At 38.3% G+C, this 12,510-nt stretch carries 9 protein-coding genes; 3 read left to right on the top strand and 6 right to left on the bottom strand.

Features of this window, described 5'->3' with window-relative positions:
• Positions 1-11 precede the first annotated feature (11 nt).
• Both RMZ42_RS08555 and RMZ42_RS08550 read right to left on the bottom strand, forming a co-directional pair.
• Positions 12-911 (bottom strand): cupin-like domain-containing protein, encoded by a 900-nt coding sequence (locus RMZ42_RS08555; RefSeq protein ID WP_322671010.1) that lies wholly within the window; start codon positions 909-911, stop codon positions 12-14.
• A gap of 252 nt (positions 912-1,163) precedes the next feature.
• Positions 1,164-2,156: a cupin-like domain-containing protein gene (locus RMZ42_RS08550; protein WP_322671009.1), complete on the bottom strand. Its 993-nt coding sequence runs from the start codon at positions 2,154-2,156 to the stop codon at positions 1,164-1,166.
• 741 nt (positions 2,157-2,897) lie between these two features.
• On the opposite strand from RMZ42_RS08550, the gene RMZ42_RS08545 reads away from it, so the two are divergent.
• The 3 genes from RMZ42_RS08545 to RMZ42_RS08535 all read left to right on the top strand — a co-directional run bounded on the left by RMZ42_RS08545 (position 2,898) and on the right by RMZ42_RS08535 (position 7,320).
• Positions 2,898-5,684 carry a TonB-dependent receptor gene (locus tag RMZ42_RS08545; protein ID WP_322671008.1) on the top strand — a complete coding sequence of 929 codons (2,787 nt, stop codon included), beginning with the start codon at positions 2,898-2,900 and terminating at the stop codon, positions 5,682-5,684.
• 144 nt (positions 5,685-5,828) lie between these two features.
• On the top strand, positions 5,829-6,659 hold the full coding sequence (locus tag RMZ42_RS08540; RefSeq protein WP_322671007.1) for an iron-siderophore ABC transporter substrate-binding protein: 831 nt from the start codon (positions 5,829-5,831) through the stop codon (positions 6,657-6,659).
• Positions 6,660-6,942: 283 nt separating this feature from the next.
• Positions 6,943-7,320 carry a DUF1636 family protein gene (locus RMZ42_RS08535; protein WP_322671006.1) on the top strand — a complete coding sequence of 126 codons (378 nt, stop codon included), beginning with the start codon at positions 6,943-6,945 and terminating at the stop codon, positions 7,318-7,320.
• 47 nt (positions 7,321-7,367) lie between these two features.
• Here the strand turns inward: RMZ42_RS08535 and RMZ42_RS08530 are convergent, their stop codons facing one another.
• The 4 genes from RMZ42_RS08530 to RMZ42_RS08515 are packed head-to-tail and all read right to left on the bottom strand — an operon-like array spanning position 7,368 to position 12,148.
• Complete coding sequence (locus tag RMZ42_RS08530) at positions 7,368-9,179, bottom strand: ABC transporter ATP-binding protein (protein ID WP_322671005.1); 1,812 nt, start codon at positions 9,177-9,179, stop codon at positions 7,368-7,370.
• A 60-nt stretch (positions 9,180-9,239) separates the two neighbouring features.
• Entirely contained in the window at positions 9,240-10,061 is an 822-nt protein-coding gene (locus tag RMZ42_RS08525; protein WP_322671004.1) for an ABC transporter ATP-binding protein, read from the bottom strand.
• Between the two features lie 18 nt (positions 10,062-10,079).
• Positions 10,080-11,120: an iron ABC transporter permease gene (locus tag RMZ42_RS08520; RefSeq protein ID WP_322671003.1), complete on the bottom strand. Its 1,041-nt coding sequence runs from the start codon at positions 11,118-11,120 to the stop codon at positions 10,080-10,082.
• Positions 11,117-12,148: an iron ABC transporter permease gene (locus tag RMZ42_RS08515; protein WP_322671002.1), complete on the bottom strand. Its 1,032-nt coding sequence runs from the start codon at positions 12,146-12,148 to the stop codon at positions 11,117-11,119. The genes RMZ42_RS08520 and RMZ42_RS08515 overlap by 4 nt, the downstream gene beginning before the upstream one ends.
• Positions 12,149-12,510 lie beyond the last annotated feature (362 nt).

The raw sequence follows: 12,510 nt of genomic DNA, 5'->3' as shown, positions 1-12,510 counted from the left end.
CAGAAAATTCATCAAACAAACATACTTTTAAAAAAATCCATAAAATTATTCAGATTTCCACCAGAGATTATATGAGATAAATAATGAGGTGCAATGTTGAAAAAAACTGACACCATATTCTTTTGCCATAAAAAATCTTGTATTTTAAGATCGTACCAAAATGATAATGAGATATTATCATCTACTGCGGAAAGATGATGCCACCAAAAAGGCGGAATGTAGAGTATTTCTCCCGGTTGAAGTATAACTTCTATTCTTTCTTCCCAAGGAAAGTTCGGAAATAACTCCGAATTAAAGACAACTGGATTTACCTTACTATTATATGCTGCGCCAGAACTAGCCTCAAGAGGTGGATAAAATGACAAATAATTTGAAGGCGGAAATAAAAGTATTCTTTTTCTTCCTCGAATTTGAGCAAAAATATTATGTAGTGGGTCAAAGTGAAGTGTAGTAGTTGAAGAAAAGTTTTTACTTGAGAAACCATACCACAATGTCACAAATGCTTTCCTGTCAAAGTATTCTGGATAAGTTACATCTTGAAAAATTTCAGGAAAACGCTCTTCAAAACCTGCTTCAGATAAATAACATTCTAAGTCTTGCTCGTTATTGTTTTTACGATCTATATGGTTCTTGATATACTCCTGAAATTTCATTTCTTTTTTAGGCTCGTAACCATCTTCATAAGAAAAATTTTTATGATCGTCCCAAAAGTTTTTCTTATAAAACCGGACTGGCACCATGTTATTTCCACAATGTTTTATCAGATAATCATTAGACCAATTCTGACAAGCGCCCCAATGTTGAGCAACATCTTCAATGATAAAAGGTTGATATTGTTTACATATTTCTGAAAATTCTTTTGTACTAGGGCTTTTGAATTTTAAAACTGATTCACTCGCTTGAATTTGCATAGAAACTTCAATCTCCTGAATTTAACTAAAATTTTTGCACTATTTATAGATATTGCCATCTAGAATGACTATTAGGTTTTTATTCATCTATAAATTATGAAAGCAGTTTCTTGGTTGATGTCATTTTATTGACTCCAAGTTAATATTTTTGATTATCTCCTAATCAAACAATTTTTCCAGGCAAAGCCAATGCTTATAAACTACTATGAAAATTTTTATTTATTTTGATTTCAACTCAACGCGATATGCAACTTATTTGGTCACAATAGTATCAATCAAAAATTGCCTTATAAAAATGATAAAATCTTTGAAAGTGAGATTTCCAACAGAAATTGAATGATATAAATAATAAGGTGCAGTCTTTAAAAAAACTGACAACATATTCTTTTGCCAGAAAAAGTCTTGGATTTTAACATCGTACCAAAATGATAATGAGATATTATCATCTACTGCGGTCATTCGATGCCACCAAAAAGGTGGTAGGTAAAGTATTTCTCCCGGTTGAAGTACAAATTCTATTTTTTCTTGCCAGGGAAACTTCGGAAATAATTCCAAATTTAATAGATCCGGATTGACCTTACTATCATATGCTGCCCCAGAACGGGCCTCAAGAGGTGGATAGAATGACAAATAATTTGAAGGTGGAAATAAGAGTACTCTTTTTCTACCTCTAATTTGGGCAAAAATATTATGTGATAAGTCAAAGTGAAGAGGACTATTTGAGGAAAAACTTTTACTTGATAAACCAAACCATAACATCACAAACGCCTTCCTGTTGAAGTATTCTGGATAAGTTATATCTCCAATAATTTCAGGGAAGCGCTCTTCAAAATATGCCTGATTTAAATAACATTCTAAACTATGAAGATTATTATTTTTACTAACCCTATCTTCTATATGGTTATTTATATACTCCTCCAATTTCATTTCTTTTGGAGTTTCGTACCCATCTTCATAAGCAAAGTTTTTATAGTCTTGCCAAAAATCTTTCTTAAAAAACCGTACTGGAACCAGATTATTTCCGCACTTTTTTATCAGATAATCATTTGTCCAATTATTACAAGCATCCCAATATTGAGCAACATCTTTAATTATAAAAGGATGATATTGTTTCAATAACTCTGAAAATTGCTTTGTACTAGGACTTTTGATTTTTAAAATTGATTCATTAGCTTGAATTTGCATAAAAACTCCAACATACTCAGCACGATGTGCAACTTGTTTTGGTGCAAGAGCATCAATCAAAGATTTTTTTCAAGATAGGACTTACGCACGAGTTACGGAATAACGTAGACGCATTTGCAAAGCTTCTGTCTACCACACGCTACGTTCTCGTAGAAGCTGCTCCTCTACGAGAACGCCAAAGGCGAAGGCGCAGGCTACCGCAGAGGACACGGAGAAATCAGAGTTTGAGTAATATATTGCGTAAGTACAAAAAAAATTCCATAGAATTTTTTTGGATAAATATTTTCTTTATTGCAAGTAATTTTTATTTATCCTTGATTAGATTAACGAGAATGAGTTGCTTTAGCAAGAGAATTTTTATATATAAAAATTATCAAAAAGCTACATCTACATCAGCTTTTTTTATGTAACCTTGTTTATAGATGACGAGCAATATACTTTTCCAAACCCCATCTCAAAATAGATGTCTAAGTTTTGCATAGGGCTAAATAACACAGGATTTCGTTCTATTTGGGCAAATAAATAAACAATAAGGTTATCTAGGCATTTTGGAAATACTTATCGAGGAAGTAGTTTTAGCTACTAATTCCATCTCTGATGACGCGTCAAGCAAACAAATAGCTATAAGAATAATTACTGCTTGCTATCCAAATTAAATAAAAAAGATTATTAATTATCTTGTGTCTAGCATCAGTTCATAATATGATTCAACTAGCTTAAACCTAAATGACAATTCTTTTCAAAGATTGTCATTGTGTCTCCGAGTCCGGCCAAGTAGTGTGATTGAGTGTAAGCGGATCAATGAAGTTAGATAAATTTTTTCAAAGCCTGCTGTTAACAGGTGCGGTTGTTGTTGTGATTAACACTCCAGCTAAAGGTGAGGAAGTACGAGAGAATGTTCAAAGCAAATCTTCTACCCACAAGGTAGGGAAATCTGCATTAGATGAAAAGGTTGCAGTTACAGATAAAAAATTTGCGAACAGCAAATCTCCAGTACTAACTCCCAGTAGCAACAAATCCCAACTCCTTAAAACAAAGTCGGATAAAACAAGTAAAAATATTCGCCAACTAAGCGAAATCGAACTTCCCGCTACTAGCGCTCAAATGCTGGTACAGTCACCAACACCAACTAACCCCCCTAACTCAGAACAAAGAAATGGGGATCAACAAGTCATACCAATCACAGGAGTCAAGGTAAATCCCACAGACAAAGGTGTAGAGCTAATTCTAGAGACATCTCTTGGGGAAAAACTACAAATTACAAATCGTAGTCAGGGGAATAACTTTATTGCTGATATTCCCAACGCCCAACTGCGTTTGCCTAGTGGTGAAGCTTTCGTATTTCGTTCAGAAAAACCACTTACGGGAGTGACTGAGATTACAGTCATCAACCAGGATGCAAATACTGTCCGGGTGATGGTGGTAGGTGAGGCAGGACTACCACAAGCTGAGTTGTTTGATGGTGATGAAGGTCTGATTTTTGGAGTGACAACAACTGCTGCAACGGCGACGCAGCCACCGATAACACCACAGCAACCAGTAAATGAGACACCGCAAGAGGAACCAGCAGCGCAACCAGATGAGCCGATTGAATTGGTGGTGACAGGGGAGCAAGATGGGTATCGCGTACCTGATTCTTCAACTGCGACAAGAACCGATACACCCTTGCGTGACATTCCTCAATCGATTCAGATAGTACCACAACAAGTGTTGCGCGACCAACAGGTTACTCGCTTAGATGATGCACTCAGAAACGTTGCGGGTGTAACTCAAGAATTTACCAGTGGCCCAGGTGTTTTCTATAGACTTCGCGGATTTGCTCTAGCGGATAATAATTTGCTTAGGAATGGTTTACCCGATCCTGGGGTTGGAGATACGGTTGAACTTGCCAATGTTGAGCGAGTCGAGGTACTCAGAGGGCCAGCATCCGTACTATTTGGCTTGGGTAGTCCGGGAGGAAGCATCAACATCGTCACTAAACCTCCTTTAAGTGAGCCTTTTTACGCTGTTGATGCAACCGTTGGCAGCTATAGCTTCTACAGAGGTGCGATCGATCTTTCTGGGCCGTTAAATGATTCAAAAAGCGTATTGTATCGGCTCAATACAGCTTATAGAAATTCAGGCAGTTTTATCGATTTCTACAGTAGTGAAAACTTCAATATATCACCTACGATCGATGTGGCGATTGGCGAAAGAACTAAGCTGACTTTAAGCGCAGACTACATTGAGACTAGAAATTCTGGCACAGAATTTGGTGTACCGACTGTTGGCACTATATTTCCGAACCCTTACGGTAAAATCCCCCGTAATCGCAACCTTACTGAACCGACCGATGAAATAAACGGATCGACTACAAGGATTGGATATCAGCTAGAACATAAATTTAGCGACAATTGGTCTTTGAACAATGCTTTTCGGTATGGTTTTAACAGTTACTATGCCGCACAAACGAGACCTGGAAGTTTAGATGCAAACAACCAAACTATTAGCCGTTCTTTCTCAATATTTGACCAATATTTCACGAATTATATTCTGACAACAAATGTTGTAGGTAAGTTTTCCACAGGTTCAATTCGGCATCAGCTTCTATTTGGAGTCGATCTGAATCATTATATAAACGCAACACCAAGATATGCATTTGCTGATGCTGCATCTATCAACATATTTAACCCTATTTACGGTCAACCAAGAGGTGAGTTTACTTTTGAAACTAGCAATAAAGCAACAACAGATTCTTTAGGAATTTATCTTCAAGATCAAATCGCCATAACAGAAAATTTGAAGGTGCTGTTGGGTGCGCGGTTTGATGGTTTTAAGCAATACTCTGAAGATTTTCCTACTAATACAGAAAGTAGCCAGTCAGATAGCGCCTTGAATCCTCGGTTTGGAATTGTTTATCAACCCATAAGAGCTATTTCACTGTATGCCAGCTATATCAGTTCATTTACTCCAGCAAGAGGCACATATCTTTTTGGCGCTAGTTTGGCGACAGGTTTTGACCCAGAACGGGGTAGGCAGTATGAGGTTGGTGTAAAGGCAGATTTAAACGACCGACTTTCGGCAACGCTTGCTTTCTATGATTTGACGCGTACCAATGTCTTGGTAACTGACCCGAATAATCAAGATTTTCAAATCCAAACAGGTGAGCAGAACAGCCGAGGGATTGAACTGAGTCTGACGGGCGAAATTTTGCCAGGATGGAATATTCTTGCAGGCTATGCTTATACTGATGCCCGTATTACCGAGGATGCTACTATTCCAGTTGGAAGTCGTTTGCCCAATACCGCAGACCATGCTTTCAACGTATGGACAACCTACGAAATTCAAAAAGGTGATTTACAAGGGTTAGGATTTGGTTTAGGTTTATTTTTTGTGGGCGATCGCGCTGGAGATTTGCCAAATACTTATGAAGTACCGAGTTATGTTCGGACTGATGCAGCTGTTTTCTACAACAGAGATAGATTTAGAGTCGGACTCAATTTCAAAAACTTATTTGACGTAGAGTATTTTGAAAATACGTATTTTGGCAGTCGTGTTGGTTATGGACAGCCTTTTACAGTCCAAGGAACCATTTCGTGGCAGCTTTAATAATTAAGACTTAAGACAATCATGCGACATTTTTCCTATTGGCTAATATTGGGCATCTTAGGATTTACTCTAGTTACAGCTTGCAGCGATCGCGCACTTCACAATACATCCTCATTACCTAAACAACCAACCGCAGAATGTCGTATGGTTAAACACACGATGGGGGAAACCTGTGTTCCTATTAACCCCCAGCGTGTTGTTACCTTATCTTCATGTACTTTAGGCAATGTCCTAGCACTTGGGGTTAAACCTATCGGGACAACTAACGAAGTTTACGTAGAAGGAAACTCTCTAACATCTATGAATGGCGATCCAAAGGGAATAAAATTACTTGGACTTTCTCAAGCCAATTTAGAAGCAACATTACTACTCAAACCAGATTTAATTATTGGTGTAGATTGGTTTAAGCCAATATATCCTTTACTATCTAAAATTGCCCCTACAGTATTAGGCGAAATTGATTACATCAACTGGCAAAAACATTTCAGTTTTGTTGCACAATCACTGGGAAAACAAGAAGTTGAGAAAGAACTTTGGGAACGCTACTATCAGCGAATAAAAAAGCTAAAACAAGCATTAGGAAGTCGCTATCAAGGTAAAAAAATATCATTCGTAACTCTTGGGCACAATCAAATATATATTGATGCAAAAAATTCCTTTGCTGGTTCAATTCTTAACGATGTTCTTTTGCAGCGTCCAGCTTCACAAAATAGGGATTCAGTTTATGGATCGTTTCCTATTTCATTAGAGGAATTAAATAAAGCAGATGGCGATATTTTATTTGTGACAACTTATTCAAGTGGTGGCAATCAATTTCTTGAAGATAAACAACAAGAGCCACTTTGGAAAACCCTTAAGGCTGTTCAAGAGAATCATGTTTATTATGTTGATTTTATGTCATGGGCGGCGACAAATATGCTTGGAACTGATGTAGTAATTGATGACCTTTATAAATACCTTGTCAATACATTCTAAATGATGACTAAACATCCCCTATTCATCTATAAAGGATATATTTTTATTCCTGAATAATAACTATCGAAGATAGACGGTGATATTATATTTATAGGGTTTTATGGAGATGATGAACAAAAACTTTTTAAAAAACTCCAGCAAAAACTATTATAGAAAGCGCTGAAAGCCACCTCAATCTAAAATCCGAAATCTAAAATCTAAAATTGGCACGGTCAAATTTGCTTGCAGCCAATGCAGTAATCGATGACCTCTATAAATACCTTGTTAACACCCCTTAAATTAAATGACTAAACACACGTTATTCGTCTGCAAATCTTGTCATCGCTCATCTGAAGAACGACCAGAAAAAGCCCCTTTCGATGGTGATATTTTACTTGACCAACTAAACACTTTATGCGCCCAACAATTTCATGCTAATGAACTTAAAATTCAGCCCGTTGGATGTTTATGGGCTTGCAATAAAGGCTGCGTTGTATCTGTATCGAGCCACGATAAGCCCACCTATGTTTTTGCTAATCTTCTCCCTGAAGAAAGCCCAGCACCTTTACTAGAATTTATACAACTGTATATCAAGAGCCGTAAAGGAGTTTTAGCTTGGGAACAACTTCCCGATCTTTTGCAGTCTGCAAGCATAGCGCAAATTCCGCCTGTCAAATCATAGCTTTAATAAAGTATGTTTGATTTGATAATTCAGGAACATCCTATATTTTATTTTACCCCCAATTGCACGTTCCATAAACCAGCATAAATCCCATTTTTCTCTAACAATTGTTCGTGTGTTCCCGATTCAACTAATTCTCCATATTCCATCACATAAATACAATTAGCATTGCGGATAGTGGAAAGACGATGAGCTATGGCTATTGTGGTTCGATTAACAGTAATTCGTTCCAAAGAACGCTGAATGGCAGCTTCAGTTTCATTATCCACTGCTGAGGTAGCTTCATCTAAAACTAATATAGGCGGGTTTTTCAAAACAGCCCTAGCGATCGCAATTCTTTGGCGTTGTCCACCAGATAATTTTTGACCCCGTTCTCCGACTATTGTCTCATAACCTTGGGGTAGGCTGATAATAAAATCATCAGCTTCGGCAATTTTCGCAGCTTCAATGATTTGTTTATCAGTAGCATCGAAAGTACCATAGGCGATATTTTCAGCAATAGTACCATGAAATAAGAATACGTCTTGACTGACCAAGCCAATACTGCGACGCAAATCACGTAAATTTAATTTTTGAATATTAATATCATCAATAGTAATTGTGCCAGAAGAAATATCATACAATCGCAACAATAATTTAACTAAAGTGCTTTTTCCAGAACCTGTAGAACCAACAATAGCAATAGTTTTACCTGCGGGGATATGTAAAGATAATTTCTTAATTACTGCTTCTCTATCGTGATAAGCAAAAGTAACTTGTTTAAAGTCAATTTTACCTCGAACTCGATCCACAGGTAAGAATCTGTCTCCCGCAGTAATGTTGATGGGAGCATCTAATAAATTCATCACCCGATTAGTAGAAGCCATTGACCTTTGATATTTGTCAAATATTTCTCCTAATGTTACTAAAGGCCATAATAATCGCTGTACTAAAACCAGTAAAACGCTGTAATTTCCGATAGATATTTGACCAGCATAGGCTGCCATACCTCCCCAAAATAATAAAGCTGTGAACCCTGCTAAAACTAGCATTCTGATTAAGGGCACAAATGCGGCAGAAAGTTTAATTGCTTTGGTGTTACTTTTTCTATAGGCTTCGCTATCTCCTGCCAATCTAGCGCTTTCATAAGGTTCAGCAGTGAAACTTTTAATTGTAGTAATACCGCTAATATTATTGGCTAGTCGTGAGTTCAGAAAGCTTACTCTTTCCCGGACTTCAGCGTAACGAGCTTCCAGACGCTTTTGATAACTAAAGGAACCCCAAACAATAAATGGCATTGGTAACATTGCTGCGAAGGTGATGTATGGGGGTAAAATGAAGAATGCACCACCAGTTAAAATGATCAGTGAAGCGATAATATTGATAATTTCATTGGCTCCAAAATTTAAAAAATCTTCTAACTGGTTGATATCATCATTCAAAATTGCCATCAAACCGCCAGTGCTGCTTTCTTCAAAGTAAGCTGAATCTAATTCTTGTACATGATTGTAGGTATCCAAGCGTAAATTATGCTGGATATTTTGGGCTAAATTACGCCAAATTCTGTTATATGCGTACTCAGAAGTAGATTCTAGTATCCAGACAATGATAGTTATAAATGAAAGTAGTGAAAACTGCCAAAATATTTCTTTTACACCCAACTTAGCAAATACAGAATTTTGCTGCTCTACGAGAATATCTACCGCAATACCAATTAACCACGGTGGTGCTAAATCTAAAATTGTATTAATTATAGAACATGCTGTTGCCTGCCAAATTTGTTGTCGATATTGGCTGCCATAGTTGAGCAGGCGTTGTAAAGGATGGGCTGAATTTCTTTGATTTTTAGATACTCTAGGAGATTTTGATGTGATTGTCACGACAGTTTCTTATTTGTAGTTAGATGATTCATGAGAGCGATATTTCTAATAAAAATAGAATCAGGAATTTAAGTACATTTGTTTGTTATTTATTACTTTTCCCTTGCGTCCTATTGGTACACACATTGGCGTTTCCATCACTGGGTCAGGAATAATCCGACACTCCAACCCAAAAACCTCTTGAACCATTTCTTGAGTCATGACTCGCTTTGGTTCCCCAGCAGCAAAAATTCGACCATCTTTGATTGCAACTAAGTAATCAGCATAACGACACGCTTGATTTAAATCATGCAGTACCATAACAATTGTCCGTCTCTGATTTTGGTTCAACTCATACAACAAATCCAAAATTTCTATCTGGTGCGCCAAATCTAAAAAAGTAGTCGGTTCATCTAAAAGTAAAATCTCTGTATCTTGCGCCAACGCCATTGCAATCCAAGCTCTTTGTCGTTGTCCACCAGACAAAGTATCTAATGCTCTATCTGCCAATTCCAACAAATCTGTAATTTCTAGTGCCTGCTGCACGATTTTTTCATCTTTTGTTGACCACTGCTGTAACCAATTTTGATAAGGGTAACGTCCTTGTGCTACTAAATCTTGCACTGTTAACCCTTCTGGTGCTACTGGTGCTTGGGGCAAAATACCTAATTGCTGTGCTACTTCTTTGGTAGAAAGATTGAAAATAGACGTTCCATCAAGATAGACTGTACCGCCACGGGGTTGAAGCAATCTTGCCAGACCTCGTAACAAAGTTGATTTCCCACAACCATTAGCACCAACTAAAGCACTAATTTGTCCGGCAGGGATTGCCAAATTTAGGTCACGGATAATCAGCGCCCCATCATAAGCTAAAGACAGACTTTTAGTTGAGAGTCCTTTCATAGGTCATATTTACCAGCTTTATTTTTTGCGATTACGAATTAATAAATAAAGAAAATAAGGAGCGCCAATAGCAGCAGTTACAATCCCACAAGGAAGTTCGATAGGTGCAAATAGTGTTCTTCCTAGCAAGTCTGCCATCACAACAATCACTCCCCCCAAGAGTGCGGAAGTAGGAATCAAGCCTTCATGGGTTGCACCTACCAACTGTCGTCCTAAATGGGGTGCGATTAAACCGATAAAACCAATATTTCCGGCGGTGGCGACTCCTGCACCTGCTAAGGCTACACCTACCAGCACGAGTAAACCACGTTGCCATTCCACTTGAGTACCTAAACTTTTGGCAACATCATCTCCTAAGTTAAGAGCGTTCAAATGCCTTGCTAGTGTTAAAGCCATTGGCACAAAAATAATCAACCAAGGTAACAAAGAAAAGACTTGCTCCCAAGTCCGGCCGTAGACGCTTCCAGCTAACCAAACCAAAGCATTGCTAACATCAGAAATTTCTCCAAAGGTAATCATCAAGCTGGTTATGGCACTGGCGATCGCAGACAAGCCAACACCCATTAAAATTAATAAAATCGGAGAACTACCGTTATTCCAAGCCAGCGAGTAAATTAAAATCGCCATCAGCAATGCACCAGCAAAGGCTGATAAAGGTAAGGTATAAATCGGTGCTGATGGGAATAGCACAATTACTGTAACTGCCGCCAGACTCGCCCCAGCATTGATACCGATAATACCTGGGTCAGCCAATGGATTGCGTGTCAATCCTTGGAAGATAGTGCCAGAAATTGCCAGCGCCACTCCCACCATAAAAGCTACAAGGGTGCGGGGTAAACGCAGATTCTGAATCACGAATCGATGGTCTGGGTTTCCTGTATCTAAACCCAATATAGTTTTCACGATATCCAAAGGCGAGATTGGATATTCACCCCGCCCTATATTCATCACCATCGCCACTACAATCGCTACTGCCAAACATAACAGTATGACTGGTACACGTCGGTCGGTGCGGAAAGATATCGCTTGGGAACGAATGACTAGCCAATCAAAACTCATTTTTTCACCTTTGACTTAGCTAGGTAGACAAAAAAAGGAGCGCCAACTATTGCTGTCATTACGCCTACAGGTAACTCCTGTGGTTTAAACAATATACGGGCGGCAATATCTGCAACCAACAGTAAAATAGCACCCAAAACTGCACAATAAGGTAATATCCAACGATAATCGGCTTTAATGTAAAATCTCACTATATGGGGAACGACTAAACCAATGAAGCCGATTGGCCCTGCAAGGGCAACGGAACTTCCTGCTAATAAAACTACGCTGATAGCGGTAAATATTTTGATCCAAGCTGTCTGTTGACCCAAGCCTTTAGCGACATCTTCACCTAAACTCATAGTGGTAATTTGTCTGCCGAGGGTAAAAGCTAATACTAATCCCATAGCGATGAAAGGCAGTAGTTGTAAGAATAAATTAAAATCTCGACCAGATAATGAACCAGCTAACCAAAATCTCACTTGTTCGAGTGTTTGTTGACTGACAATGAGGATACCAGTGGTGAAGGAAGAAATCAGAGCAGTTAACGCCGCTCCCGCTACCGTCAAATTCAGTGGAGTGGCTCCTCCCCGTCCCAGAGAACCAAGAATGTAAACTAACACTGCCGTTAATCCCGCACCCAAAAAGGCCACAAGAGCGTAAATACTTGGGGATGAACTGCCAAAAACAAAAGTTGACACAACGACAAACAGGGCGGCTCCTGACTCAATACCTAAAATACCTGGGTCTGCTAAGGGGTTTCGTGTCAAACCCTGCATCAATGCTCCCGATACAGCAAGGGCTGAACCTACAACAATAGCAATTAGCGATCGCGGTAATCTCACGGTCTGAATAACTAAGCGATCGTAGGAACCATCAGAGGCTATAAAAGATGTCAAAATTTTGTCTAAAGGTATTTCTGCTGCACCTAGCGTCACACTGTACACCAAGCAAATTAGCAGCATACATAGCCCTAAAACCAGACCAAATAAGGCTGATATTTGTGGCTGCTTCAATCGTTTAGGTGACACTGTGGTCGCTTTTATCATGATCCTGCCGTAATTTGAAAATATGACGCTCTGCTGGCTAGTTGTTTTTTCAATAGATAATATCAATATTTAACAGTATTTTAATCATCGAATTGATAATCTTTCTTGATAAATATATAGATTACATGATTGTGTAGCCTTTTAGCCATTTTTTAAACGGAATAAAGGATACCATGATAATTTGATATTGTTTCTCAATAAAGTGGTATTGTTAGATCGACTTAAATCTGCTATAACTCTCTTTATCTAGTTCAACTTCTCGATAGCCAGAGTAGTCAAACATACGTTGGATGACTTTTCAAACATGCTCTAAGCTCGACTTTATCCATTTTTAATTCAATCAAGCAGCGTAAACAGCAATA

Source organism: Nostoc sp. DedQUE05 (genome assembly GCF_034530955.1).
Taxonomy (GTDB): Bacteria; Cyanobacteriota; Cyanobacteriia; order Cyanobacteriales; family Nostocaceae; genus Nostoc.
The sequence above is the reverse complement of the archived record's forward strand: the minus strand, read 5'-3'. Positions and strand labels throughout refer to the sequence as shown.